Here is a 25621-nt window from a genome sequence, read left to right on the forward strand (position 1 = left end):
CGTCGCGCCTGTTCCAGCATCGGTCCGACCGTGCAGGCCTGCCTGTTCGGCCGGCCGGACTACTCGGAGGTGTGCAGGTCCGCCTCGGCGAAGTGGTCGAATTCGCCGGCCACGACGCCTTTGGTGAACGCCTCCCACTTCTGTGCGGTGGTGGTCACGACCGTGTCCGGGTCGCCGGTCTCTCGGAGGTGCACGAGGTCCCCGGGGCCGAACGCGATCTCGATCCAGGGGCCCGGCCCCTCGGCGTCGTCGGGGGCGGCACGGGTCCAGGTGAGGGCGGTGGGGTGATCAGGCACGGTCGTGGGTCTCTTTGACGGTACGGACGAGCGCGGCCCAGGCGGTGGGGCTGGTCCGGAGTATCGCGCCGCTGGGGTCGCTGCTCTCGGTGAGGGCGACGGAGTGCTGGTCGGCGGCGACGTGTATGCACGAGTTGCCCTGAGCGCAGTAGGACGACTTCTGCCAAGCGGGTGCGGACATCTTGAATCTCCTCACAGATTCCGGGCGATGGTGTGTACGAAGTCGCGTGACTGGCTGGGGGTGAGCGCGATGGCCTCGATGCGGTTCAACAGCGCTCGGTACTTCTGCAGTTGCGCGTCCGCGTCCAGGAAGACGGGCCCGTGTGACTGATCCAGGTTGACGCTGTCGAGCTGCGGTACGGCGCCGTGGATGTAATAGACCGACTGCCCCGAGCCGGCGAACGCTCCGGCCGAGAACGGGATTACCTGAAGCACGACATGGGAGTGCTCGCTCATTTCCACAAGGTGTCCCAGCTGTCGGCGGGCCACCTCCGCGCCTCCGAACTGCATGCGCAGGGCGGCCTCGTGAATGACTACGTGCTGGTGGGTCGGCGGATCGCGGAAGAGTACGGCTTGCCGCTTGATGCGGAACGAGATGCGGTGCTCGATGTCGGGCGGTGAGAGTTCCGGCGCGTCCTGGCGGAAGATCTCGCGGGCATGCTCCGGGGTCTGGAGAAGGCCGGGAATGTGGACGGTGACCGCCGTGCGCAACATCGCTGCGTGATGCTCCACTTCGGCGAGGTCCAGGAGGGGTGCGGGCAGGACCTCTCGGTACTCCTCCCACCAGCCGCGCGTGCGGTCGGCGGTCATGTCGCAGAGCGCCTCGACGACCGCCGACTCGGTACACCGGTAGTGGTCGGCCAACGTGCGGACCCTTGCCGGGCTCACTCCTACGCGACCGGCCTCCATATTGCTGATCTGGTTCTGCTTCACGCCCAGGAGTTGGCCGGCCTGTGTCGCGGTGAGCCCGGCGTGTTCACGGAGCTTGCGCAGTTCATTTCCGAGGCGGAGTTGACGACCCGTCGGGTTGGTCCTCACCGGTCTTGTCGCCCCTTTGCGCGCCTTGTCACCCGAACGGGTGGTAGTTCACTCATTACTCAAATTGCGGTTAATGCGTTAGCTGTGGGTGGCTACCGTGGACCCAGGCCACCCGCCCGGAAGCACCCCGCTCGACGGAGCGACCTCGTCACCGGGCCATGCGACACGCATATCCCGACTCTCCTCCTTGAACGGAGACTTCCATGGCTCTGGCCACCGTAACGCCGCCTTGGGCGTACACCCTCCAACTTCCGCAGGATCCCCGTGGGCCCGGGATCGCGCGGGCGACCTTGCGGACCGTGCTGCAGGTGCACGGGATGAGGGATCTCATCGAGACCGCCGAGCTGCTGGCCGGCGAGCTGGTCACCAACGCGTACCGGCATTCCTCGGCGCCGTACTCGCTCCGGTTGCGCGGGGCGGGGCGGAATCGGGTGCGGGTCGGGGTGTGGGACAGCAATCCGGTGATCCCGGATCCGTTCGGTGGTGGGATCCGGGACGAGCCGTGCGCCCTGGCGGAGAGCGGGCGTGGACTGCGCATCGTCCGGGAGTGCGCGGAGAGCTGGGGCGCCTACCCGATCAGGGGCGGCCTGCCGGGGCAGGGCGGGAAGGTGCTGTGGGTGGAGTGCACGCCCCGTGCCGCCCCTGATCGGACCGGGTGAGGTCAGCCCGCGTAACGGGCCTCGAAGGCGCGGAAGGACTGCTCCTGGCGCCACTCCAGCCGGGCCTTCGGGCTGTTCGCCAGCAGACGGGCGCAGCGCACCGACTGCTGCGCCTCGCACTCCTGGACCGGGCGGAAGCCCTGGCGCACGGGGTCGGGACGCCACAGGCTGCGGCCCGGCAGGAAGGCGTACTCCAAGGACGCCCGGGCCAGGTCCTTCAGCGCGGGGTAGTCGAGTCCGTAGGCGCGGGCCGCCCGGTGGTACTCCTGGCCGATGTCGCCGCGCGACACCCCCGGGTCGTCGGTGGAGAGCACCACCGGGACTCCGTACTTCCGGTAGACGGGGAACGGATGATCGTCACCCTCGACCTGCAGGATCTGTGCGTTGCTGGTGAGCGGCACCTCGACGGCGATCTGGCGGCGGGCCATGTCGCGGGCCAGGCGCTGCCAGTCGTCCTCCTGTACGAGATCGACGCCGTGGCCGATGCGTTCGGCCTGGCCGGTGCGCACGGCGTCGTCGATGTGGAAGGTGAGGTCCTCGGGCTTCACCAGGCCGGGGACGAGCTCGCCGGCGTGCAGGGTGATGTGGGCGTCTGGGTAGACCCCGTGCAGGTGGTTCAGCATCCGCATGTGCAGGCGGTAGTCCCGCAGGGAGATCTCGCCGTCCTCCGGCTGGACCAGGTTCACGGCGACGAACCGCTGGTCGCGTTCGGCCAGGCGGAGGCCCAGGGCGATCTGGGTGAAGACGCGCTCCGGGGCGCTGTTGCGGGACACCTGGGAAACCCAGCGCACCGTGATCCGGCACGCCGGGGCGGGGGTGGTGGTCGCGCAGTGCGCCGTCTCGCGGAACTCCGCGTCGGCGCTGTCGGCCTCCTGCTTCGCAGCCGTCACCAGCTGGTCGAGCCTGCCACCGGCGAGGAGTTTGCGGTGCATGGAAGCCAGGTCCGCGTCCCAGCCGACGTCGGCGGCCAGCTGCCTGGCGCCCGCAGCGGCGGGGCTGACCATGGTTTCCAGGTATGTCTGGTTCTGTGTCGCCGCGGTGCCTGCCACGTCGGCCAGCATCTTTCCACGGTGTGCCGTCGCGGCGCCGAACTTCCCGAACGTGGCGAAGAAGTGGTCGTGCCCCGATTCGCCCTCGGGAAAGTCCTGCATCGACCACGCCCGGACGATCTTCTGCCGGAAGCCGGCATCCGTGAGAGCGTCGGCGGCGGGCCGGGAGCCGGCGGCACACGGGGGCGCGACGGCGGTCATCGTGGCGTCGACACAGAGGCCGTCGTCGGCTGCGAGTTGGATGAGGGACTCGGTGCGTACCGCGCCGGACAGGTGATTGTGCAGGTCACCGCCCTTGGGCAGGTCCCGGAAGAAGCGGGTGGCCTGCTGCGGATGGGCCTTGAGCCAGGCGGCGGTGCGGGCCTCGGCGGGAGTGGCCGTCCGGGGCTGCGGTACGGGCGCGGTGGTGGCCGCCGATGCGGATGGTCCGGCGGGCAGGGACGCGGCGAGAGCCGCCGCAGCGAGCCCAGCGGCGGTCAACAACCGTCGGACGCGTGCTGAGTTGTGGAGTACGGAGATCACGCCTCGCATGATCACGAAGAGCGGACGGCCTCGCCCCGGACCGCGTGGGAGGGGCCTCGGAAACCATCCGTCCGAGGGACAGCCAACCGCCCGGTTCAGGCACGGAGCTCCGGCGGGAAGCCGGTCCAGCGGAGGTCCGCCGGGAGGTGGCCCATGTCGTTGACCATGAGCAGGGACGCCGGCCTGCCGGGCGCGTAACGGATGACGGTCAGTGCGGCGTTGGCGTGGTTGAGGCCCATCCAGCGCCAGGCGGGCGCGTCGAGGGCATCCCGTACCAGCCAGGCGGCCAGGAAGGCGTGGGTGACGACCAGTTCATGGCGGGGCCCGTCGCCGTCCACAGGCCCTGTGAACCGTGCCTGCGCAGCGTCTGCCAGCTCCGGGCCCCGGCTGCGTTCGTCCGCGGGGAACTGCTCCACGAACGCGAGAGGCCGGTCCGCCGACTCGTTCGGGAGCTCTGCCCGGCGTGGGACGTACGGGATGTAGTCCCCGGCCGCCTCCGAGACCTGCAGCGGGATGTCCCGCCCGAGCCGCTGATGGACCAGCCGGGCGGTCTGCGTGGCGCGGGGGAGTGGGCCGTGGTGGACGGCGGACAGCGGTACGCCCCGGAGCCGCTCGCCGAGCAGGGCGGCCTGGCGCCTACCCCGCTCCGTCAGCTCGGTCTCGTCCGGTGACGCCTCGCCGTGCCGGGCGATGTAGAGGAAGCGGGTCGACGCCGAGGTCGCGGTGGTCATGGTGGCCTTTCTGCTGGTCCGGTGGATGTCGGGGTGGACGGGTGGCGCCCCCGGGTCGGTTCCGGGTCGCGCGTTCGGGTGATGTCGGCGGGGGCGGTTCCTTGTGGGGACCGGGGTGCGACTCACGCCACCGGTATGCCCGGCGTGTCGGGTACGCCACGTTTGGCACAGTGCCGCTCCGTGACCGAGGAACGGGGTGAGCGGCATGACCGTGGTGCACGGAACGAGTGATCCGGCGGGACCGTCCGGCGGGGGTGGTTGCGGGCCGAGGCTGAAGCACAGCGACGGGCCCTGGCTCCGGGCCGCCGGGGGTGCGGAGGAGCTGGTGACTCATCTGGGGCCGGTACGGCATGACTTGGCATCGGCGCACGGGGGACTGCGGGCGGGGGCGGGCCGGCTGACGGCGCTCGCGGAGCTGGCGGCCGTAAGGGAGTCCTGGGAGCGGCGGATCCAGGCCGCGCAGGGGGAGTGCGGCAGCCTGGCGGGCAAGCTGCGGGAGGTCGCGCGTATCCAGGGCGCCACGGACGAGGCCGCCAGGTCGTCCCTTGCCGCGGTGGCCCCGTGCAAGGGCGACGAGCGGTGACTCCGACGCTGACCTGGGCGCAGTTACGGGATCTGAAATGCGCCGAGCTCGAGGGCGCGGCCGACGGGTGGGGCAGGTCGAGCAACCGGGCCGACGCGGCGCGGGACCGCATCGAGCAGCAGTTGCTCACCGGGCTCCGCGACACGCAGGAGGGCGAGGCGGCACAGGCGGCGGTCGCACGGCTGCGGCAGCTGGGGCGGAACTTCCAGTACGTGTACACCGAGTGCGGGCTGCTCCGTACGACGCTGAACTCCCTGGCCCACGAGGTGAAGACCCAACAGCGGGTGCTCAAGGAGGCGCTGGACGACGCGGCCGCGCTGAAGTTCACGGTGCACGCCGACGGGTCGGTGACCTACCCGGCGGGGGGCGAAGGGCTCATCGACGGTGCACCGCTGTGGGGAGGGACGGCGTCGTCGAGCGGGGCTCCTGGGCTGCTACCGCCTTCCGGCCTGGTCGCACCGAACCCCCACGCGGCCAGGGCCCAGGACATCGCGGACCGGGTGACCGGGGCGGTGCGGGCGGCGGCCGAGATCGACTGGCGGTATGCGGGGATCCTGCGCCGGCTGAGGGCGGAGGAGGGCCTGAAGGTCCCGGACTCCACATGGAAGGACGCGGCGGGCGACGCGGCGGAGGTCCGTGATGCGGCGGGGGCGTACCTCAAGGACGCCATCCCGCACGATGCGTCTCCTGCGGAGCGGCGCGACTGGTGGGCGGGGCTGACGCAGGAGCAGCGCGAGGAGTACCTCGCGGTGTACCCGGACCAGATCGGGAACCTGGACGGAATCCCGGCGCTGGTACGCGACGCGGCCAACCGGGACAACCTGCAGCTGCTGATCGGCAAGCTGGAGGGGCGGGACGACGAGAAGTCGGTCACGCAGCTGGCGGGGCTGAGGGAGATCGACCGGCAGTTGGGGGCGGCGGCCAAACCGGGGGAGCCGCCGATGTTCCTTCTGGGCGTCAGTGACGAGGGGAATGGACGAGCGATCGTCTCGTACGGCAATCCGGATACGGCGAAGAATGTTGCGGCGTACGTGCCCGGCCTGAATACTTCGTTGGACGAGGATTTCGCGAAGAACGACCTCAAGCGTGCTTTGGACACTGCTAAGGGTGCCCGATACCACGATCCCTCGAGTGCTGCAGTTGCCTGGCTAGGGTACGACGCGCCGCAGGCGATCGACGGACTCAGTAGCTTGGCAGTAGCTGGCGACGGGCGAGCGGTAGAGGGTGGTAGACGCCTAAGCGAGTTTACGGCAGGGCTGTCCGCGACGAACGAGAATGATGACCTCCACTTGACGGCCATCGGTCACTCCTACGGATCTCGCACAGTGGGTGCGGCGACGCAACAGGGTAGCGGCATTCCTGGAGTTGATGACATCGTTTTAGTCGGCAGCCCGGGGGTGGGTGTCGACCATGCCGAAGATCTTGGAGTAGGGAAAGGGCATGTGTTCGTCGGGGCGGCAGAGAACGACGTGGTGACGATATTGCCGTCGAAGCAGCAGGCGGCAGCCGGGGTAGCAGGATCTCTGTTCGGTCCATTTGCCTATGTCGCAGGCGACCTTGCAGATCAAGGAGATGATGATCTCTGGTTCGGCAGGGATCCGGCGAGCGAGTCATTCGGCGCTAAACGCTTCCGCGTTGACGACGGCCCTGGCTTGGTAGGAGGTGCAGGGCCTTCTATCGCCGCGCACTCGCAGTATTTTGACCCGAAGAGAGACGCGGCGTCAGCGCATAACATCTCACTCATCTCTGCAGGGCGTTCGGATAAAATCAACACCCAGGAGTATCGATGAATGGCAGAACTTTTGCATCGATCTTTTGCTTGGCCGCTGCGCTACTACTCGCGGGTTGCGCATACGCCCTTGACCCCCTGAGGGGGAGCGAGAAGCCTAAAATGAACATGCAGCAGGCCGCACAACGAGCGGACGACATTCTTGATGGTCTCCTAGGAGATATTCATCCGGAAGTGAAGTGGACCCACGACACCACCAGCGTCGGAAGTTGCGACGTAACCAGAAGGCGCGCCGTCATGACCATCGTGTCAGCGGAGCGCAGAGGTAACTTCCTGGGCGTAGTGGAGCGCGCCTGGCGCAGCAGTGGGTACCGGATGAAGTCCATCAACAATGACCCGGACGTCCCGGCAATCTTTGCGCAGACGCAGGACGGGTTCGGTGTCAGCCTGATCGTCGGAGGCGAAGGGCAAGTGTTCTTCGAGGTCGACACCCCCTGCGTAGCGGAGTCCGAAGTGGCCGAGTCCACCACCCGGGCGACCGCACCCACCTACGAGGGCATGGAGCACATCCCCCGCCCCAACATCCGCTCCCCCTTCTGGTCCGCCGGCGCCCCCTGACCCCCCGTAGCCGCCCCTGACGCCCCCTCATGCACCCATCCGTCCGTACACACCAGCGAATCGCGTCGTGAACCACGCCCGAATGGGGGATGGTTGGGGGGTGCGGAAATACTGGGTGTTCGTCGGCGGTGGGATCGGGCTGGGCCTGTGCTTCATCGCCCTGCTCGTCGTCGGTACGTACTCCGCCGCCGCCGGGATCGCCGGGGCGGGCGGGGCCGTCGGGTTGGCCAAGGGGGCGGTGCCCGCGCGGTACCAGCCGCTCGTGGAGAAGTGGGGCAACCTCTGCCCGGCCATCAACCCCGCTCTCTTGGCGGCGCAGTTGTACCAGGAGAGTGGCTGGAATCCGCGCGCCCAGAGTCATGCCGCAGCACAGGGCATCGCGCAGTTCATTCCCGGGACCTGGGCCTCGCACGGCATCGACGGGGACAAGGACGGGGACCGGGACGTATGGGATCCGGCCGACGCGATCCCGTCCGCCGCGTCGTACGACTGCGAGCTCGCCGGGTACGTCCGGAAGGTGCCGGGTGACCCGACCGACAACATGCTCGCCGCGTACAACGCGGGCGCCTACCGGGTGATCCAGTCGGGCGGGGTGCCCAGGATCAGCGAGACGCAGAATTACGTCAAGATCATCCGGTCCCTGGAGAAGAGCTTCGCCAAGCCGGTCGGCCGGGTGCAGCCCTCGCAGCAGGCGGCCGGGGCGATCTACTTCGCGCAGGAGAAGCTCGGCACCCCCTACCTCTGGGGCGGGAACGGCACGGCCGACCAGGGGGGCCGGTTCGACTGTTCCGGGCTGACTCAGGCCGCGTACCGGACGGTGGACATCGAGCTGCCCCGGGTGGCCAACGATCAGTACAACGCCGGGCCGCACCCTTCCAGGGACGAGCTCCTTCCCGGTGACCTGGTGTTCTTTTCGGACGATCTGAACAACTCGCGGGCGATCCGGCACGTGGGCCTCTACGTCGGCGGCGGCTACATGATCAACGCGCCGTACACCGGTGCGGTGATCCGGTTCGACAAGATCGACACCCCGGACTACTTCGGTGCGACAAGGGTCACCAAGGACGGCGCTGCGGCCCTCCCGACCGCGCTCCCGGAAAGCTGACGGGCAGTCGGCCATGGCCGGAACTCTCCGTGAAGCCCGGGCCCTGAGCTGCGACGATGAGTCACTCTTCGATAACGTCATGGTGATCATTCGGTGGAGAACGGAACGTACGCAGCTGACAGGCCGTTCCCTGGACTGGGACAGATGCGCACATGACCATGCGTGACTGCCCGGACCAGTCGGGCGCGACGGCATCATGGCGTGGCGCGGCACTGAATCCGCACCGACCACGGGGGTCAGACCAAGGCGACGCACGCCGTTGTGCGTCGCAGCAGCAGACAAGGCAAGGGGCCGCGGCAGATGGCTGGACTCGCACTCGATGGGTCGAACCCCGATGTCGGCCTGCTCTACGACATCAATGGGCTGGCGAAGGCCGCTCCGACCTGGTTCGACCGGGTCATGGAGTTCGTCGGTGAATTCGGGATCATGTTCGCCATGGTCCTGGTGGTCCTGTGGTGCTGGTGGAGCGTGCGCCGACGCGGGACGACCGAAGACTCGGTGACGGCGGTTGCCGGGCTCGTGTGGGCGCCTCTGGCCGCCGGGATCGCGTTGCTCATCAACATCCCGATCCGCGGCTTCGTGGAGAGGCCCCGGCCGTTCTTCGACCACAAGGGGCTCGAAGTCCTGGTCAAGGGCAAGACCGACTTCTCCTTCGTGAGTGACCACGCGACGATGGCGATGGCGATCGCGGTGGGGCTCTTCGTGGCCAACAGGAAGTTCGGCCTGGTGGCGATCGGGCTGGCGCTGCTGGAGGGCTTCTGCCGCGTCTACATGGGCGTGCACTACCCCACCGACGTGATCGGTGGCCTGGCTCTCGGTACGGCGGTGGCGTTGCTGCTCGCCCCGCTCGCGATGATGCTGCTGACGCCCGTGGTGGGGGCCGTGGCCCGCGCCGGAAAGGTCGGCCGCCTCGTCCGCTCGGGCGGAGCGGTCGCCACGGCGGACGGGCGGGGTGAGGCGCGCGGGATTCCTGAGCCGAGCCCGGGGTCCGGCCGTGGTGACGGGGCCGGTGAGAGGGACCTCGCCGCGTAGGCGGAGCGGTTCGAGCGTGAGGGGTGTCCCGCCGGGGGCACCCCTTCTGCGTGCCCCACAGGCCCCCGTGTCCGCACCGGCCCCCGTACCTGCACCGGCCCCCGTGTGTCCGGTAAGGGAGACACGGCAGGCCCGGGAGACACGGCAGGCTCGGGAGGTCCGGGAGCCCCGGGTGCCCCCGTTAGCCCGGGTGGCGACAGAGGCCCTCGCCGTCCTCGAGCGGCGGCTGCGGGCAGCGCTCTAGCGGGGTTTCTCCTGGTGCGAGCGCGACGAGCCGGACGCGTGCGACGAGCGGTGCTCCTCCGCGTCGGTACGGGCCCGGTCGCGGGAGCGCCGGGCAGGGCCTGACCAGCCGCAGGCGCAGCGGGCGAGGCAGAACGAGCCCCGTTCGACGGTCGTGGTGGTGTGCGTAGGCGTGGGGCTGTGGACGGGGGAGTCCGAGGGGTCCTGATACACGCGTCCACGGTACCGGGGGCGTCCTGCGGCAGTCAGGGAGTGGGCCGATCGGCTGCCGGAAGGGCCCGGGTGGCGTGACGGGGTGCCCCGGCCGTCGTTAGGCGAGACGGGCGGGAACTCGGTCAGGTGTACGTCGTTGGGGGTTGGCAGGCGATGGTGGTGCGACAGCACAGATGCGGAGGCGGGGCGCTGGCTGTGTGCGCCCTGGCGGTCGCAGGCGTGATGGCGATGGGCAGCGGGTGCTCCGGTGCGAGCGGCGAAGGCGCTGCCGGTGAGCGCGCCGTCGCCCGCGACGGCCCGGCCGGCGCTCCGGCGGCCGTGGTCCGGCGGGCGGCCGAGGAGCTGGCCGGTGCGGGCAGCGCCGAGACGCGTACGTCGATGGAGACCGCGGCCGGCGGGACCCGGGTGACGATCAGGGGCCAGGGAGCGTACGACTTCCGCAGGCAGCTGGGCCGGATCAAGGTCGTCCTGCCGAAGGACGCCGCCGGGGCGGACGAGCACCGGCCCATCACGGAACTGCTGGCACCCGGGGCGCTCTACATGAAGAACCGTGGTGCGGGGGTTCCCGACGGCAAATGGGTGCGTATCGACACGACGGCACTCGAGGACGGCAATCTGGTCACGGGCGGTGTGACGGATCCCACCGCCTCCGCCGAGCTGCTGCGCGGAGCGGACGACGTGACGTATGTCGGACGGACGGAGCTGGCGGGGGTGGCCGTCCGGCACTACCGGGGGACCGCGGACATCGGGCGGGCGGCGCGGGCGGCCTCGCCGTCCTCGCGCGGGGCGCTGGCCGCCGCGGCGGAGGGGTTCAGCACGGACGCGGTCCCCTTCGACGTCTATCTGGACGACGAGGGGCTGCTGCGGAAGGTCCGCCACCGCTTCACGTTCGCGACCGAGGGGCCGGCGGTGGCGGTGGTGTCGACGATGCTGCTGTACGGCTTCGGGGTGCCGGTCTCCGTGGAGCTGCCGCCCGAGACCGACCTCTACACCGGCCGGGTCCAGCAGGGCGGGGATGGCCCGGAAACGCCGTAGGGAGGGGGCCGAAATGGTCCGTCCGTGCCATGCGCGGCGCCCACCGCGATCCCTACGCTAGGGAGTCGGTGCGCCAGGAGTCGGCGACAGCAGAGAAAGGTGACGCAGGTGGTGACGCTCAGCGCTCCGAACGCTCAGGACTGTGTGGCCCTCGCCGAGATCGAACTCTGTGGCGAGCTCATGATCGCGGCTGCGGACGCATGTGAGGAACGGCTCAGCCCCGACCGTATCGACGAGGTGCTCAACGTCGGGGTGCACGCTGCCGAGCCGGCGCCGACGATTCCCCGGCAGTGCCGTCACCGGGGATGACTCTCCGCTTCCCGGGCGCTCTCATGTCCGCAGGAGGCGGGCGATCGCCTTCGTGGCCTCCTCGACCTTCGCGTCGATCTCCTCACCGCCCTTGAGGGCGGCATCCGCGACGCAGTGGCGCAAATGCTCCTCCAGCAGTTGGAGCGCGAAGGACTGCAGGGCCTTCGTGGAGGCTGAGACCTGGGTGAGTATGTCGATGCAGTAGACGTCCTCGTCCACCATCCGCTGGAGGCCGCGGATCTGGCCCTCGATGCGGCGCAGCCGCTTGAGGTGCTCGTCCTTCTGGTGGTGGTAACCGTGGATACCGCGGTCGTGGTCGGTGACGACCGCTGCCGTACCGGCTGCGTCGGTGGTCTCGGTGGTGGTCATGGGGTCCTCCCGTTGTCCTCTTGGCCTGCGGTGATCGCACCGTTCTGTGCCGTCTGTATACCCCTGCCGGGTATATCGTAACGAATCCAGCCGAAACGTGACCGGGGGGCCGTGCTGATCACTGTGCCTGATGCGCGACACTGAAGAACGCCGGTTAGCCGTGGCCGGATGATGCGCCTAGCATCAGCCTGACCGAATCCAAAGCACCCCGAGGACCCCACGTGCGCTTTCGTCTGACCCCCAGGGAGACGAGCTTCTACGACATGTTTTCCGCATCCGCGGACAACATCGTCACGGGCTCGAAACTCCTGATGGAACTGCTCGGGGCGGATTCTGCCTCCCGAGTCGAGATCGCGGAGCGTATGCGGGCAGCGGAGCACGCGGGGGACGATGCCACCCACGCGATCTTCCACCAGCTGAACTCCTCCTTCATCACGCCGTTCGACCGCGAGGACATCTACAACCTCGCCTCGCAGCTCGACGACATCATGGACTTCATGGAGGAGGCCGTCGACCTGGTCGTGCTGTACCAGATCGACGAGCTCCCGAAGGGTGTCGAGCAGCAGATCGAGGTCCTGGCCAGGGCGGCGGAACTGACCGCCGAGGCCATGCCGAGTCTGCGGACCATGGAGAACCTCACCGAGTACTGGATCGAGGTCAACCGCCTGGAGAACCAGGCCGACCAGATCCACCGCAAGCTGCTGGCCCAGCTCTTCAACGGCAAGTACGACGCCATGGACGTGCTGAAGCTCAAGCAGATCGTGGATGTGCTGGAAGAGGCGGCTGACGCGTTCGAGCACGTCGCCAACACCGTGGAGACCATCGCGGTCAAGGAGTCCTGAACCTCGTGGACACCTTTGCGCTGATCGTGACCATCGGTGTCGCGCTCGGCTTCACGTATACGAACGGCTTCCACGACTCGGCGAACGCCATCGCCACCTCGGTCTCCACCCGGGCGCTGACCCCGCGTGCGGCTCTGGCGATGGCCGCTGTGATGAACCTCGCGGGCGCCTTCCTGGGCCAGGGGGTCGCCAAGACCGTCAGTGAAGGCCTGATCGCCACGCCCGAAGGCCAGAAGGGGATGGGCATCCTCTTCGCGGCGCTGGTCGGCGCGATCATCTGGAACCTGGTCACCTGGTACTACGGCCTGCCGTCGTCGTCCTCGCACGCCCTGTTCGGCGGCATGGTCGGCGCGGCGCTGGCCGGCGGGACGATGGTGCACTGGGACGGCGTTCTCTCCAAGATCGTCATTCCGATGTTCCTGTCGCCGGTCATAGGTCTGGTGGCCGGCTATCTGGTGATGGTCGCCATCATGTGGATATTCAGGAGGGCCAACCCGCACAAGGCCAAGCGTGGATTCCGTATCGCGCAGACGGTCTCCGCCGCGGGCATGGCGCTCGGTCACGGTCTGCAGGACGCCCAGAAGACGATGGGCATCGTGGTGATGGCTCTGGTCATCGCCGATGTCGAGGGCCCGAACGACGAGATCCCGATCTGGGTGAAGATCGCCTGCGCGACGATGCTGTCCCTCGGCACGTACGCCGGTGGCTGGCGCATCATGCGGACGCTCGGCCGCAAGATCATCGAGCTGGACCCGCCGCAGGGTTTCGCCGCCGAGACGACCGGCGCCTCGATCATGTTCGGCTCGGCGTTCCTCTTCCACGCACCGATCTCCACGACTCATGTGATCACCTCGGCGATCATGGGCGTCGGCGCCACGAAGCGGGTGAACGCCGTGCGCTGGGGGGTGGCCAAGAACATCATCCTGGGCTGGTTCATCACGATGCCGGCCGCGGCCCTGATGGCCGCGCTGAGCTACGGGATCGTCGTCCTGCTCTTCGGGTGACACCATCCGCACCGCCTGACAGCGGGAATGGGTCCGCCCCTGCTCTCCACCGGAGAGCGGGGGCGGACCCTTTGCCTTGTGGTGGCACCGCCATGCAGCACCCCAAGGCCGTCTGTGGTTATCCGAAGCGGCCCGAGATGTAGTCCTCGGTCGCCTGCACGGACGGGTTGGAGAAGATCCGCTCCGTGTCGTCGATCTCGATCAGCCGGCCCGGCTTGCCCACCGCCGAGAGGTTGAAGAAGGCCGTACGGTCCGAGACGCGCGCCGCCTGCTGCATGTTGTGCGTCACGATGACGATCGTGAAGCGCTCCTTCAGCTCGCCGATCAGGTCCTCGATGGCGAGGGTCGAGATCGGGTCGAGCGCCGAGCACGGCTCGTCCATCAGCAGCACGTCCGGCTCGACCGCGATCGCGCGGGCGATGCACAGGCGCTGCTGCTGACCGCCGGAGAGGCCGGAGCCCGGCTTGTTGAGGCGGTCCTTGACCTCGTTCCAGAGGTTGGCGCCCTTGAGGGACTTCTCGACGATGTCCGACAGTTCGTTCTTGCGGTACGAGCCGTTCAGCCGCAGGCCCGCCGCGACGTTGTCGAAGATCGACATGGTCGGGAAGGGGTTCGGGCGCTGGAAGACCATGCCGACCGTGCGGCGCACGGTGACGGGGTCGACGCCGGGACCGTAGAGGTCCTCGTCGTCCAGCAGCACCTTGCCCTCGACGCGGCCACCGGGGGTGACCTCGTGCATGCGGTTCAGGGTGCGCAGGAAGGTGGACTTACCGCAGCCGGACGGGCCGATGAAGGCGGTCACGGAGCGGGGTTCCACGGTCATCGAGATGTCCTCGATGGCCTTGTGGGAGCCGTAGTAGGCGTTGAGGCCGCCGATGTCGATGCGCTTGGCCATGTGAATCAACTGCTTTCTGCGTGGCCTCAGCGGCCGGTCTTCGGGGCCTTCCAGCGGGCGATGCCGCGGGCCACCAGATTGAGGATCATGACGAAGGCGATCAGCACCAGGGCTGCGGCCCAGGCGCGGTCGTAGGACGCGACCTCGCCGACCTTGTACTGCTCGTAGATGTAGAACGGCAGCGAGGACTGGGCGCCTTCGAAGGGGTTGCTGTTGATCAGCTGGCTGCCGAAGACCAGCAGCATGATCGGTGCCGTCTCACCGGCGATACGGGCGATGGCGAGCATGACGCCCGTCGTGATGCCGCCGATCGCGGTCGGGAGGACCACCTTCAGGATGGTGCGCCACTTCGGGATGCCGAGCGCGAGGGAGGCCTCGCGGAGCTCGTTGGGGACGAGCTTGAGCATCTCCTCGGTGGAGCGGACCACGACGGGGAGCATCAGGATCGTCAGGGCCAGCGCGCCCATCAGGCCGGACGGCTCGATGCCCGCCATCAGCATGATCGACAGGATGAAGAGACCTGCCACGATGGACGGGATGCCCGTCATGACGTCGACGAAGAAGGTGACGGCCTTGGCGAGCGAGCCCTTGCCGTACTCGACCAGGTAGACCGCGGTCAGCAGACCGAGCGGTGCGGCGATCACCGTGGCGATCCCGACCTGCTCCAGGGTGCCGATCAGCGCGTGGTAGACACCACCGCTGTGCTCGGGTCCGAGGACGCCGGCCATCGAGTGGGTGAGGAAGTAGCCGTCGAGGCGCTCGGAGCCACGGACGATCGTGGTCCAGAGCAGTGAGGCGAGCGGGACGACGGCGATGAGGAAGCAGACCCACACGATGCTGGTGGCCAGGCGGTCCTTTGCCTGGCGCTGGTTCTCGACCACGGTCGTCACGACGTACGAGACGGCGAGGAAGAGCAGGGCGGAGATCAGGCCCCACTGGATGCGGCTGTGCCAGCCGGCTGCCAGGGAGATCCCCACCCCGAGGGCGATCGCCACGACGGCGAAGCCGATCGGGGACCAGCGCGGGAGGGTGCGGCTGCTGAGGCCGCCCTTGGCGGGCTCCGGTGCGATCCGCGGACGGTCGTCCTGGATGTCGGTGGTGGTGGCGTGGGTCATGCGTTGGCCCCCGAGTACTCCTTGCGGCGGGCGATGATGAGCCGGGCCGCGCCGTTGACCAGCAGGGTGAGGATGAAGAGGACGAGACCCGAGGCGATCAGGGCGTCGCGTCCGAGGGGGTTGGCCTCACCGAACTTGGCCGCGATGTTCTGGGCGAAGGTCCCGCCGCCCGGATTGAGCACGTGCAGCGAGACGAGGAAGCTCGGCGACAGGACCGTGGCGACGGCCATCGTCTCGCCGAGCGCACGGCCCAGGCCGAGCATCGAGGCCGAGATGATGCCGGAGCGGCCGAAGGGCAGCACCGAGAGACGGATGACCTCCCACCGGGTGGCGCCGAGGGCGAGCGCCGCTTCCTCGTTCATCTTCGGGACCTGGAGGAAGACCTCGCGGCTGACGCTGGTCACGATCGGCAGGATCATGATCGCGAGCAGGATGCCGACGGTGAAGAGTGAACGGGCGGCGCCGATCTCGGTCTTCTCGAAGAAGTACGTCCAGCCGAAGAACTGGTCGAGCCAGAGGTTCAGGCCCTCCAGGTACGGGACGAGGACGAGAGCGCCCCAGATGCCGTAGACGATGCTGGGTACCGCGGCGAGCAGGTCGATCACGTAGGCGAGGGGGGCGGCCAGCTTGCGCGGCGCGTAGTGCGAGATGAAGAGGGCGATGCCGACAGCGATCGGAACCGCGATGACCATCGCGATGATCGAGCTGATGACGGTGCCGAAGAGCAGGACCGCGATGCCGAAGACCGGCGGGTCACCGGCAGGGTTCCAGTCGAAGGTGGTGAGGAAGTTCCCCTCGTTCTCCGAGAGCGCGAGGTAGGCGCGGTAGCTGAGGAACACGGCGATCGACGCCATGATCACGAGCAGCAGAATGCCCGAGCCGCGTGAGAGGCCCAGGAAGACCTTGTCGCCCGCCCGCCCGGTGGACCTGGGGCGGCTGCGTGTTTCCGGCGGAGCCGGTGGAATGTCGAGTGGTGTCGTGGAAGCCATGGTCTTTCCGGTCTGTGTGGGGGAGCGGCTGGCTCCCCTGGCGGCGGTGCACCGGATGGGTCGGGCGGTGGGGGCCGGTCCGGAGGGGTGCGCCGGACCGGCCCGCCTGTGCGTGCGTGTCGTGCGGTGGCGGTGTTACTTGAGGCCGGCGACCGTCTCGCGGACCTTGGCGTTGATCGCCTCGGGGATCGGGGCGTAGCCGGCGTCGGTCAGGACCTTCTGGCCGTCCGCGGAGGCGGCGTAGCCCAGGAAGGACTTGACGGTGTCGAGGGTCTCGGGCTTGTTGCCGGTGTCGCAGACGACCTCGTACGTCACCAGGACCAGCGGGTAGGCGCCCTCGGCCTTGGTGGTGTAGTCGAGCTCGAGCGCCAGGTCCTTGCCGGTGCCCTTGACCTTGGCGGCGGCGATGGCCTTGGAGGCGTTCTCCGAGGTGGCCTCGACCGGGGCGGCGCCGCCGGTGTTGATGTCGACGGTGGTGATGTCCTGCGACTTGGCGTACGACAGCTCGAAGTAGCCGATGGAGCCGTCGACGGCCTTCACCTGGCTGGCGACACCGGAGGACCCGGACGCGGCCTGGCCACCGGGGGCGGGCCACTTCTTCTCGGCCTCGTACTTCCAGTCGCTCGGGGCGGCGGCGTTCAGGTACTTGCCGAGGTTCTGCGTGGTGCCGGAGTCCTCGGAGCGGTGGTAGGGCTGGATGGCCTTGTCCGGCAGCTTGACGCCCTCGTTGAGCTTGGCGATCGCCGGGTCGTTCCACTTCTTGATCTTGGTGTCGAAGATCTTGGCGAGCGTGGAGGCGTCCAGCGTCAGGCTGTCGACGCCCTCGAGGTGGAAGCCGATCGCGACCGGTCCGCCGACCATCGGGAGGTTGATGCCCTGGCCCGTCTTGCAGATCTTCTTCGAGTCGGCGACCTCGTCGGGCTTCAGGGCCGAGTCCGAGCCGGCGAAGCCGACGGTGCCCTGGTTGAACGCGACGATGCCCTCGCCGGAGGAGGAGGAGGCGTAGTTGATCTCCACACCGGAACAGGCGGCCATGTAGTTCTTGACCCAGAGGTCCATCGCGTTCTTCTGGGCGCTGGACCCGGAAGCGCGCAGCTGGCCCTCGGCGCCGTCGCACTTGATGTTCGACGCGGCGGCGCTCGTCTTGCCGCCCTCCGCGTCGGTGCCGGTGTTGTCGTCCGAACCGCACGCCGTGAGGACCAGGGCGCCGGAGACGGCGAGGGCACCGAGCGCGGTGGCACGAAGCCGGTTCTTGCGCTGAAGCTTCACTTTCGGGGTGTTCCTTCCAGGAGCCGCCGCGGCTGGTGGGGTCGAGGCGGCGTGCGATGAGGAGTGGTGCGCCGGCTTGGCGCCGTGCACCGTGTACGTCCGAAATTAGGCAGAACAGGTGAAGCGCCCTACGGGGCAGAGTGAACGGCAGGTGAACCGTGCTGGGCGGGCTGGTTCCGCGGCGTATGGGGCGTGGCGCGGGTGGGCCTGGTCACGTCACCAGGGGCGGGACGGGCCTCCTGGGGCCTGGGTGACCTGGCCGGTTCGTGCGTGCGTGCTGCCGGGCGGGCGCGGGAGCGCTCCGGGTGGCGGGGAGCGTCCTCGGCCGCCGGGCGGGCCCGGTGGTGCGGTGCGGCTTGAATCCGACGGTCAGGCGTGCGCGTCCGCCGGCCCGGCGCGCAGGAAGGCGTCCAGCTGGACCCGGTCTCCGGGGCGGCTCAGGCGGTCGCGGGCGGAGCCGGGGGAGAGCCATGCCAGCCGGTCGACCTCGTCGTTGGGCACGAATGCGCCGTCCGTCGCCTCCGCCGCCCAGTAGCTGACCTCTTTGGGCCGCCCGTTCGCCGTGTACCGGGCCGTCGGCAGGCCTGCGCCCACGGCACAGTGGTGGCCCGTCTCCTCCAGCACCTCGCGCAGGGCGGCCTCCAGGGCCGTCTCGCCGCGCTTCAGCTTGCCTTTGGGGAAGGACCAGTCGTCGTAGCGGGGTCGGTGGACCAGGCAGATCTCCAGGCCGCCGTCCGGGGACCGGCGCCAGAGCACGCAGCCGGCCGCCCGGACGAGACCGTTCACGGCGCGGTCACGGCCGCCGCGTACGGCCAGGTCTCCCGGAACACGGCGCGCGCCGCCTCCACCTCGTGCCGCTGGTCGGCGTGGAGCACCCCCAGGGCGTACGCCGTCGTCGGGGCGATGCGCGGGGTGCGCGCCGCCGCGGACGCCGCCGCCGCGGCCTCCGAGGCGTCCCGGTGCAGGTCCAGGGCGTGTCCCGGGCCGGCCAGGGCCGGATCGGGGGCGCCCCGCAGCATCTCGTGGGCGTACCGGTGCAGCCGCAGCAGGAGGCGGGCCTGGTGCCAGAGGGCGTCCTGGGCCTCGTTGTACGGCTCCACGGCCTCGTCGGGCGGGAGGGCTGCCACAGCGTCCAGCATCCGCTGCTCGGCCAGCTCCGCCGGGGCGTGCAGCACCGAGGCGGCCGGTTCCGCGGCCGCGGCAGACAGGGGGACCTCGGAGGCGAGCAGCGCGACGGCGTCGGCGACCGCGTGGAAGCGGGAGGAGCCCAGCGCCTGGAGCGCAGCCGAGTGCGCGCGGGTCCGGGCGAGGGTCAGCCGCCGTTCCAGGAGGGCGCCTGCCCGGGCCGTGCCGACGCCGAGCGCCGCCCGCTCCTTGTCGCTCCCGTCCGGGCCGTCCCCCGAAGGGGTCCTGGCCGCCGGGAGCGAGGCACCGGAGAGCTGGTGCAGGGCCTCCAGCAGCCGCCCGAGCCGGGTGGCGTACGCGTGTTCCCGGGCGAGGGTGCCGGAGAGCCAGGCGAGTTCCGCACGGAGCTGGTCGGACCAGGCCGGCTCGAGGGCTCCCCGGAAGGTGTGCAGGGTGCCGCTGATCCGGCGCGCCGCGTGGCGCAGCGCGCGGGCGGCCTCGTCGGCGCTCTGTGTGCCGGCGTCCGCGGGGGCGCTGTGCTCGCGGTGCAGCCGCAGCCCCCGTAGGAAGCAGGCGGCCTGTTCGCGCAGGTAGGGCGCGAGGACCGCTTCCGCGGTAAGGGTCGTCGTCTGGTGGTCAGGGCGTCGCACGCCGGCGCCTCCGGGCGTCAATGAGCATCTCTTGTACGTGCCTCAGCGGCTGCCCGTCCGCGTCCGTGGAGTGCCGGGTCCAGTTTCCGTCGGGGCCCAGGTGCCAGGAGGCGGTGGTGTCGGACATGCCTGTTTCCAGGAGCCTGCTGAGGGCGGCGCGATGCGCGGGGTCGGTGACGCGGACCAGTGCTTCGATCCGGCGGTCGAGGTTACGGTGCATCATGTCGGCGCTGCCGAACCACACTTCGGGCTCGCCACCGTTGCCGAAGGCGAAGAGCCGGGAGTGTTCGAGGAAGCGGCCCAGTATCGAGCGGACCCGGACGTTCTCGGAGAGGCCGCTGACACCGGGGCGGATGGCGCAGATGCCGCGCACCCAGATGTCGACCGGCACGCCGGCCTGTCCCGCCCGGTAGCAGGCGTCGATGACCGCTTCGTCGACCATCGAGTTGACCTTGATGCGTACGTAGGCGCTGCGGCCGGCGCGCTGGTGGGTGATCTCCTTGTTGATGCGGGCGATCAGACCGTCGCGCAGGGACTTGGGGGCGACCAGCAGCCGGCGGTAGGTCTCGCGGCGGGAGTAGCCGGAGAGCCGGTTGAAGAGGTCGGAGAGGTCCGCGCCGACCTGCGGGTCGGCGGTCAGCAGGCCGAGGTCCTCGTAGAGCCGCGCCGTCTTCGGGTGGTAGTTGCCGGTGCCGACGTGGGAGTAGCGGCGCAGCGTGTCGCCCTCCTGGCGGACGACGAGCGACAGCTTGCAGTGGGTCTTGAGGCCGACGAGGCCGTAGACGACGTGGCAGCCGGACTCCTCCAGCTTGCGCGCCCACTTGATGTTGGCCTGCTCGTCGAAGCGCGCCTTGATCTCGACGAGGACGAGGACCTGCTTGCCGGATTCCGCCGCGTCGATCAGGGCGTCCACTATCGGCGAGTCGCCCGAGGTCCGGTACAGCGTCTGCTTGATCGCGAGGACGTCGGGGTCACCCGCCGCCTGTTCCAGGAAGGCCTGGACGGAGGTGGAGAACGAGTCGTACGGGTGGTGCAGCAGCACGTCGCGTTCGCGCAGGGCGGCGAATATGTCGGGCGCGGAGGCGGATTCGACCTCGGCGAGATCGCGGTGGGTGCCGGCGATGAACTTGGGGTACTTCAGCTCGGGACGGTCCAGCGACGCGATGCCGAACAGTCCTGTGAGGTCGAGCGGGCCCGGCAGCGGGTAGAGCTCGGTCTCGGAGATGTTCAGCTCTCGGACGAGCAGGTCCAGGACGTACGGGTCGATGGACTCCTCGACCTCCAGGCGGACCGGCGGGCCGAAGCGGCGCCGCATGAGTTCCTTCTCCAGGGCCTGGAGCAGATTCTCGGCGTCGTCCTCCTCGACCTCCAGGTCCTCGTTCCTGGTGACCCGGAACATGTGGTGCGCGAGGACCTCCATGCCCGGGAAGAGCTCTTCGAGGTGGGCCGCGATGATGTCCTCTATCGGGACGTAACGCTGCGGGGACGCCTCCAGGAAGCGGGTGAGCAGCGGCGGTACCTTGACGCGGGCGAAGTGCCGGTGACCGCTGACGGGGTTGCGCACGACAACGGCGAGGTTCAGCGACAGCCCGGAGATGTACGGGAACGGGTGCGCGGGGTCGACGGCCAGCGGGGTCAGCACGGGGAAGACCCGCTGCCGGAAGAAGGTGAAGAGGCGGGCCTGTTCCTTCTCGGTCAGGTCGGGCCAGCGGACGAGCTGGATGCCCTCGTCGGACAGGGCGGGCGCGATGTCCTGCTGGTAGCAGGCGGCGTGGCGGGCCATGAGCTCGCGGGAGCGGGTCCAGATGAGGTCGAGGACCTCGCGGGGCTGCAGCCCGGACGCGGACCGGGTGGCGACACCGGTCGCGATACGGCGCTTGAGACCGGCGACCCGGACCATGAAGAACTCGTCCAGGTTCGAGGCGAAGATCGCGAGGAAGTTAGCCCGTTCGAGTAGCGGGGTGGCGGGGTCCTCGGCGAGTTCCAGAACGCGTTCGTTGAACGCGAGCCAGCTGCGTTCCCGGTCGAGGAACCGGCCCTGCGGCAGCTCGTCGCCGTCCGTCTCGGGCTCGTACGCGTCCGGGTCGTTGTCCAGATCGGGGTCCAGATCGGCCGCTGTGGACAGAGCTGCGGGCACCGAGCCCGCGACGGCGTGCGGCCGGTGGGCGGCGAGGGAGCCGACCGACGGCTGCGCGGGCTGGACGGGGACCTCGGAGCTGGGCTGCTGGCTCATGGACCTATTCTTCCGCGCCTTCGGCTCCTCAGGCGCGTCGGAGCCCATAAAGATCGCGGAAGAAGCGGAAGCGGGCCCTGGACGGGGGCCGCTCCCGTTGCGGGGGGCGGGCACAGCTGGCTGCATCCCGTGAGGGTCGCAAGGCTGTCTGAATGGCCGGTAACGGTGACATGACGTACAGGAAGCGGTGTGACTGCGGGGGGCGTCCCCGTACTCCCCGTACTCCCCCGTCCTCACCGTAGGTGAACCCCCTGTCCGGACTCCCCCCGGGGCCCGGACAGGGGGCGGCTCTCAGCCGGTGCGGCGGCGCAGCATCCGGAAGGCGAGGGCGAGGGCCAGGGCGGCGAGGGCGAGCAGGATGCCGGTCTCGACGAGCTGGATGGGCCAGAAATGGGAGGCGGGGTGGTAGTCGAGGTAGTGCCCGGTGATGTCGTGGTCGGCCAGGCACTGGAGCCGGTCCGCCTCGGACGCGGACTGTGAGCACGCCGTCTGCGTCAGCCGTTCGCCGCTGCTGGTGAGGTCGCCTGTCTCCACCCACCACATGCCCTCTGCGGCGTTCAGGGTCTCGCCGGTGAGCGTTCGCGGGGGCCACAGCTCCTGGCGCCAGTACGTAAGGGCAGTGAGGGCCGTGCCGGTGACGAGAGCGGAGACGGTCAGCGCGGGGAGGGTGCGGCGTACCAGCAGGCCGGCGAGCGCTCCGACGCACATCCCGAAGAAGGCATGGGCGAGGGGGAGCACTCCCGAAGTGCTGAAGACAAGTGCGTCATGCCACTGGACCGGGTAGGGCGTGTCCGCATAGGACCGCGCCCAGGTGAGTACGGCCGTCAGTACGGACACACCGGCCAGCAGCAGCGCGGCGGGCACGGCGAGCTTGGCGGCGAGCCATCGGGCGGGCGACACGGACTGCGTCCAGGAGACCTTGAAGGTGCCGCTCTCCAGTTCCCTGGCGATCATCGGTCCCGCGACGAACACGCCGATGAGCAGCGGCAGGGCCATGAGCACCGTGGCGGTGTGGTCGAACGCCTTGCTGAGGGCGAAGATGGTGTCCATGTAGTCGCGCACGGGCTGGTAACAGCTGCGGCCCGGATCTCCCTCGGCAGAGCAGGGGCCCGACTCGAAGGCGTCGACGACGTGGGCCGACCACAGCGCGGTCACGATCAGGATGATCACCCCGGCCAAGGCGAGCCCGCCCGCGATCCACAGCGTCCACCGGTGCTGGCGCACGACGACGCGGGCGGGCCCGCGCAGCGTGGTGAGGGTGCTCATACCGCGGCCACCTCCTGGCGGGCGTGCGCGCTCGGGGTGAGCAGCGGCGGGGCCTCGGGGGAGCGGAGGTGGGCCAGGAGCAGCTCTTCCAGGGAGGGTTCCGTGACGTCCCACACGGTGTCGTCCAGCGGGCCTTCCCTCCGTACGAGCGCGGTGAGCTGACGCCCCGTCGTGCGGGACTCGACGACGGTGTGCGGGGCGAGGTCACGGGCCTGCCCGGTGACCAGGGCGTGCGCCGCGACGATGTCGTCGCTCTCGCCGCCGAGCCGCACCCGGCCGCCGTCGACGAACAGGAGGTAGTCGCAGGAGCCTTCCAGCTCGGTGAGGATGTGCGAGGACATCACGATGGTGGTCCCGTGCTCCGCGGCCTCGGCCATCAGGAGGCCCATCAGCTGGTGACGGGCGAGCGGGTCGAGGTCGGCCATCAGCTCGTCCAGCAGCATCAGTTCGGGCCGTTTGCCCAGTGCGAGCGCGAGGGCGAGGCGGGTGCGCTGCCCGCCGGAGAGCGCCCGGACCTTCGCGTCCTGCGGGAGTGGCCCGGCGATCCGGTCGGCGGCGGCGCGGTCCCAGGTGGCGGGATTCAACTCCGCACCCGCCCACAGGGTGTCGGCCACGGTGAGCTGCGGGTACAGCGGCTTGTCCTGGGAGACGTACGCGATACGGGGCCGGGCCTCGGCGGGCGTGGAGCCGAGCACCCGTACCGAGCCCTCGGCGGGCCGCAGCAGGCCGGCCGCCAGGGAGAGGAGCGTCGACTTCCCGGCTCCGTTGGGTCCGACGAGTGCGCAGATCCGTCCGGCGGGCAGCCGGAACGAGCAGTCGCGCAGCGCCCACCCGCGCTTACGTCCGTAGGTCATGCCGAGGCCGTTCGCCTCGATCGCGGCGCCTGTCATCAGTGCTGGTCCCCCTTGAATGTGCTGTCCAGTACGTCGGTGAAGAGCGCGTGCACGTCGTCCCTGTCGAGTCCGGCGGCGCGGGCCCTGCGGGTCCACTCGGCCAGTTCGGCGCGCAGGGGCGGGTCGGTCGTCACCGCCGCGCTGCCGAGGGTCCGGCGGACGAAGGTGCCGAGGCCGCGGCGGGCCTCGACGAGGCCTTCGCGTTCCAGTTCGCGGTAGGCCTTGAGCACGGTGTTGGGATTGATCGCCGTGGCCTCGACGACCTCACGGGCCGTGGGCAGCCGGTCGCCCGGCTCCAGCACACCCAGGCGGAGTGCCTGCTTGGTCTGCTGCACGATCTGGAGGTAGGTGGCGACGCCGCTGCGCCGGTCGATGCGGAACTCGACCGCTGCGGACTCTGCCATGGTCACCACCCTTTCACTAATTGAGTAGTGAAAGGGTGTCGAAAAGAAGGGGCGGCGTCAAGTGACGCCGCCCCGGAGTGGGTTGGGAGTGCTCAGGACTCCGTGCGGTACATCAGGTCGAGCTCGTGCGTCGCGAAGCCCATCCGCTCGTACACCGACAGGGCCGCCGGGTTGTCGGCGTCCACGTAGAGCATCGCCGTGGGCAGTCCCCGGGAGGCCAGGTACCGCAGCCCGATCGCGGTGAGTGCCTTGCCGAGGCCGCCGCCCTGGGCGTCGGGCCGGATGCCGACGACGTAGACCTCGCCGAGTTCGTCCTCGGCGTGCACCTTCGTCCAGTGGAAGCCGATGATCTCGCCGTCCCGCTCGGCGAGGAAGAAGCCCTTCGGGTCGAACCAGGGCTCGGCCTTCCGGTCGTCCAGGTCCCGCTGCGTGAGGGAGCCCTGCTCGGGGTGGTGGGCAAACGAGGCGCTGTTGACGGTGAGCCAGGCCGCGTCGTCCTGGCCCGGCACGAAGGTGCGGACGGTGACGCCCGGCGGGAGGACCGGTTCGGCGATGTCGAGGTCGGACAGGGGACGGCGCAGCTGGCGCAGCTCGCGGAAGAGGGAGAGGCCGAGCACCTGGGCGAGGTGCCGGGCGGCCGACTTGCCGCCGTGCGCCCAGACCCGCAGCCTCTTCCCGGTCGCGGCGAGGAGCGCGGCGCCCAGGGCCCGGCCGTGTCCCCGGCCCCGGTGGGCGGGGGCCACGACCAGCTCGGCGGCCGGGGCCTCGACGGGGTCGGTGTCCTCCAGCTGCGCGTATCCGGCCAGTTCGCCGTTGACGGTGAGCAGGAAATGCCGGACGCCGTCACGGTGCCCGCCCCTCAACTGCAGCCGCCCTTGCTCGGAGACGGCCTGCCGGCCGTCGGTCCCGGCGGCCTCCACGAGGAGGGCGAGGACGGCGTCGGCCTGCTCGGGGGTGAGCGCGTCGAGGGTCTCGATCTCGCGCCCGGGGGAGGGGAGGGGTGCGTCAGTCGTCATGAGTACGAGCGTACGGGGCGGGGGCGGGGCGGCGGGGGCGCATGTACTCGACGTTGCTGTGGCTGAACCCCCGCTGGTTCGGGAACTCGGTCCGCAGCTCCGTGGCGATCCGGCCGACGACCTTCGTCCCCCACTTCTCCTCCCCCTGGCGCTTCAGGATCGTCCGCCCGGTCTCCCAGTACATCTGGAGCATCTCGGTGTTCACCTTGAGCTGTGCGCGCACATGCGCACCCCGCACGATCGGCTTGAGGTCGTCGACCATCTCGTGGAAGCCCGCGGGCAGTTCGGTCCGGCCCTGAGCCGGTACCGCCGCCTCGGTCGTGAGTTCGTTGTCCATGGACAGGCTTCCGGTACGTATGCGTGCGGTGACGTTTCTGCTCGCATATGTA

The 25621-nt window shown here is 69.6% G+C and carries 29 protein-coding genes; 10 read left to right on the forward strand and 19 right to left on the reverse strand.

What is annotated here, in order from left to right:
- Positions 1 to 59: 59 nt before the first annotated feature.
- The 3 genes from OO67_RS03200 to OO67_RS03210 are packed head-to-tail and all read right to left on the reverse strand — an operon-like array spanning position 60 to position 1334.
- Positions 60 to 296: a DUF397 domain-containing protein gene (locus OO67_RS03200; RefSeq protein ID WP_033297046.1), complete on the reverse strand. Its 237-nt coding sequence runs from the start codon at positions 294 to 296 to the stop codon at positions 60 to 62.
- Positions 289 to 477 (reverse strand): DUF397 domain-containing protein, encoded by a 189-nt coding sequence (locus tag OO67_RS03205; RefSeq protein WP_033297047.1) that lies wholly within the window; start codon positions 475 to 477, stop codon positions 289 to 291. The genes OO67_RS03200 and OO67_RS03205 overlap by 8 nt, the downstream gene beginning before the upstream one ends.
- Before the next feature lie 11 nt (positions 478 to 488).
- Positions 489 to 1334, reverse strand: a complete 846-nt coding sequence (locus OO67_RS03210; RefSeq protein ID WP_033297048.1) for a helix-turn-helix domain-containing protein — start codon at positions 1332 to 1334, stop codon at positions 489 to 491.
- Positions 1335 to 1537: 203 nt separating this feature from the next.
- Between OO67_RS03210 and OO67_RS03215 the strand changes: the two genes are divergently transcribed.
- A complete protein-coding gene (locus OO67_RS03215; protein ID WP_033297049.1) occupies positions 1538 to 1993 on the forward strand; it encodes an ATP-binding protein in 456 nt (151 codons plus the stop codon).
- 2 nt (positions 1994 to 1995) lie between these two features.
- Here the strand turns inward: OO67_RS03215 and OO67_RS03220 are convergent, their stop codons facing one another.
- Both OO67_RS03220 and OO67_RS03225 read right to left on the reverse strand, forming a co-directional pair.
- A complete protein-coding gene (locus tag OO67_RS03220) occupies positions 1996 to 3573 on the reverse strand; it encodes an adenosine deaminase family protein (protein ID WP_078597726.1) in 1578 nt (525 codons plus the stop codon).
- 86 nt (positions 3574 to 3659) lie between these two features.
- Entirely contained in the window at positions 3660 to 4295 is a 636-nt protein-coding gene (locus OO67_RS03225; protein WP_033297051.1) for a histidine phosphatase family protein, read from the reverse strand.
- A 205-nt stretch (positions 4296 to 4500) separates the two neighbouring features.
- Between OO67_RS03225 and OO67_RS03230 the strand changes: the two genes are divergently transcribed.
- The 5 genes from OO67_RS03230 to OO67_RS03250 all read left to right on the forward strand — a co-directional run bounded on the left by OO67_RS03230 (position 4501) and on the right by OO67_RS03250 (position 9362).
- Complete coding sequence (locus OO67_RS03230) at positions 4501 to 4878, forward strand: hypothetical protein (protein WP_051709223.1); 378 nt, start codon at positions 4501 to 4503, stop codon at positions 4876 to 4878.
- Positions 4875 to 6668: an alpha/beta hydrolase gene (locus OO67_RS03235; protein WP_106972700.1), complete on the forward strand. Its 1794-nt coding sequence runs from the start codon at positions 4875 to 4877 to the stop codon at positions 6666 to 6668. The genes OO67_RS03230 and OO67_RS03235 overlap by 4 nt, the downstream gene beginning before the upstream one ends.
- 101 nt (positions 6669 to 6769) lie before the next feature.
- Positions 6770 to 7225 (forward strand): hypothetical protein, encoded by a 456-nt coding sequence (locus OO67_RS03240; RefSeq protein ID WP_033297054.1) that lies wholly within the window; start codon positions 6770 to 6772, stop codon positions 7223 to 7225.
- Positions 7226 to 7340: 115 nt separating this feature from the next.
- Complete coding sequence (locus OO67_RS03245) at positions 7341 to 8330, forward strand: C40 family peptidase (RefSeq protein WP_033297055.1); 990 nt, start codon at positions 7341 to 7343, stop codon at positions 8328 to 8330.
- Between the two features lie 300 nt (positions 8331 to 8630).
- Entirely contained in the window at positions 8631 to 9362 is a 732-nt protein-coding gene (locus OO67_RS03250; protein WP_033297056.1) for a phosphatase PAP2 family protein, read from the forward strand.
- Between the two features lie 240 nt (positions 9363 to 9602).
- Here OO67_RS03250 and OO67_RS36200 read toward each other — a convergent pair whose 3' ends face one another.
- Positions 9603 to 9818 (reverse strand): hypothetical protein, encoded by a 216-nt coding sequence (locus OO67_RS36200; protein ID WP_078597613.1) that lies wholly within the window; start codon positions 9816 to 9818, stop codon positions 9603 to 9605.
- A 153-nt stretch (positions 9819 to 9971) separates the two neighbouring features.
- On the opposite strand from OO67_RS36200, the gene OO67_RS03255 reads away from it, so the two are divergent.
- Together OO67_RS03255 and OO67_RS03260 are read left to right on the forward strand one after the other, a co-directional pair.
- Entirely contained in the window at positions 9972 to 10853 is an 882-nt protein-coding gene (locus OO67_RS03255) for an SCO4651 family lipoprotein (protein WP_051709105.1), read from the forward strand.
- A 99-nt stretch (positions 10854 to 10952) separates the two neighbouring features.
- Positions 10953 to 11162, forward strand: coding sequence for a hypothetical protein (locus OO67_RS03260; protein ID WP_208860952.1), 210 nt, complete (start codon positions 10953 to 10955; stop codon positions 11160 to 11162).
- A gap of 21 nt (positions 11163 to 11183) precedes the next feature.
- Here OO67_RS03260 and OO67_RS03265 read toward each other — a convergent pair whose 3' ends face one another.
- Positions 11184 to 11531, reverse strand: a complete 348-nt coding sequence (locus OO67_RS03265) for a metal-sensitive transcriptional regulator (RefSeq protein ID WP_033297059.1) — start codon at positions 11529 to 11531, stop codon at positions 11184 to 11186.
- Between the two features lie 221 nt (positions 11532 to 11752).
- Between OO67_RS03265 and OO67_RS03270 the strand changes: the two genes are divergently transcribed.
- Entirely contained in the window at positions 11753 to 12373 is a 621-nt protein-coding gene (locus OO67_RS03270; protein ID WP_033297060.1) for a DUF47 domain-containing protein, read from the forward strand.
- 5 nt (positions 12374 to 12378) lie between these two features.
- Positions 12379 to 13377 carry an inorganic phosphate transporter gene (locus OO67_RS03275; protein WP_033297061.1) on the forward strand — a complete coding sequence of 333 codons (999 nt, stop codon included), beginning with the start codon at positions 12379 to 12381 and terminating at the stop codon, positions 13375 to 13377.
- A gap of 118 nt (positions 13378 to 13495) precedes the next feature.
- Here OO67_RS03275 and pstB read toward each other — a convergent pair whose 3' ends face one another.
- From pstB to OO67_RS03335, 12 genes are all read right to left on the reverse strand, one after another.
- A complete protein-coding gene (gene pstB / locus OO67_RS03280) occupies positions 13496 to 14272 on the reverse strand; it encodes a phosphate ABC transporter ATP-binding protein PstB (protein ID WP_033297062.1) in 777 nt (258 codons plus the stop codon).
- A gap of 26 nt (positions 14273 to 14298) precedes the next feature.
- A complete protein-coding gene (pstA, locus tag OO67_RS03285) occupies positions 14299 to 15387 on the reverse strand; it encodes a phosphate ABC transporter permease PstA (protein WP_033297063.1) in 1089 nt (362 codons plus the stop codon).
- Positions 15384 to 16376 (reverse strand): phosphate ABC transporter permease subunit PstC, encoded by a 993-nt coding sequence (pstC, locus tag OO67_RS03290; protein WP_033297064.1) that lies wholly within the window; start codon positions 16374 to 16376, stop codon positions 15384 to 15386. The genes pstA and pstC overlap by 4 nt, the downstream gene beginning before the upstream one ends.
- Positions 16377 to 16511: 135 nt before the next feature.
- A complete protein-coding gene (gene pstS / locus OO67_RS03295; protein WP_033297065.1) occupies positions 16512 to 17645 on the reverse strand; it encodes a phosphate ABC transporter substrate-binding protein PstS in 1134 nt (377 codons plus the stop codon).
- A 369-nt stretch (positions 17646 to 18014) separates the two neighbouring features.
- Positions 18015 to 18431, reverse strand: coding sequence for an NUDIX hydrolase (locus OO67_RS03300; RefSeq protein ID WP_033297066.1), 417 nt, complete (start codon positions 18429 to 18431; stop codon positions 18015 to 18017).
- Entirely contained in the window at positions 18428 to 19420 is a 993-nt protein-coding gene (locus OO67_RS03305; protein ID WP_033298637.1) for a CHAD domain-containing protein, read from the reverse strand. Before OO67_RS03305 ends, OO67_RS03300 begins: the two co-directional genes overlap by 4 nt.
- Entirely contained in the window at positions 19407 to 21653 is a 2247-nt protein-coding gene (locus tag OO67_RS03310; protein ID WP_033297067.1) for an RNA degradosome polyphosphate kinase, read from the reverse strand. Before OO67_RS03310 ends, OO67_RS03305 begins: the two co-directional genes overlap by 14 nt.
- Positions 21654 to 21944: 291 nt before the next feature.
- Positions 21945 to 22919, reverse strand: a complete 975-nt coding sequence (locus OO67_RS03315) for a hypothetical protein (RefSeq protein ID WP_033297069.1) — start codon at positions 22917 to 22919, stop codon at positions 21945 to 21947.
- Entirely contained in the window at positions 22916 to 23809 is an 894-nt protein-coding gene (locus tag OO67_RS03320; RefSeq protein ID WP_033297070.1) for an ABC transporter ATP-binding protein, read from the reverse strand. Before OO67_RS03320 ends, OO67_RS03315 begins: the two co-directional genes overlap by 4 nt.
- A complete protein-coding gene (locus tag OO67_RS03325) occupies positions 23809 to 24216 on the reverse strand; it encodes a GntR family transcriptional regulator (protein WP_033297071.1) in 408 nt (135 codons plus the stop codon). The genes OO67_RS03320 and OO67_RS03325 overlap by 1 nt, the downstream gene beginning before the upstream one ends.
- Before the next feature lie 92 nt (positions 24217 to 24308).
- Entirely contained in the window at positions 24309 to 25232 is a 924-nt protein-coding gene (gene mshD, locus OO67_RS03330) for a mycothiol synthase (protein ID WP_033297072.1), read from the reverse strand.
- Positions 25222 to 25569 carry a DUF1016 N-terminal domain-containing protein gene (locus tag OO67_RS03335; RefSeq protein WP_051709107.1) on the reverse strand — a complete coding sequence of 116 codons (348 nt, stop codon included), beginning with the start codon at positions 25567 to 25569 and terminating at the stop codon, positions 25222 to 25224. Before OO67_RS03335 ends, mshD begins: the two co-directional genes overlap by 11 nt.
- Between the last annotated feature and the right edge of the window lie 52 nt (positions 25570 to 25621).

The organism is Streptomyces atroolivaceus (assembly GCF_000717025.1).
Classification (GTDB): Bacteria; Actinomycetota; Actinomycetes; order Streptomycetales; family Streptomycetaceae; genus Streptomyces; species Streptomyces atroolivaceus.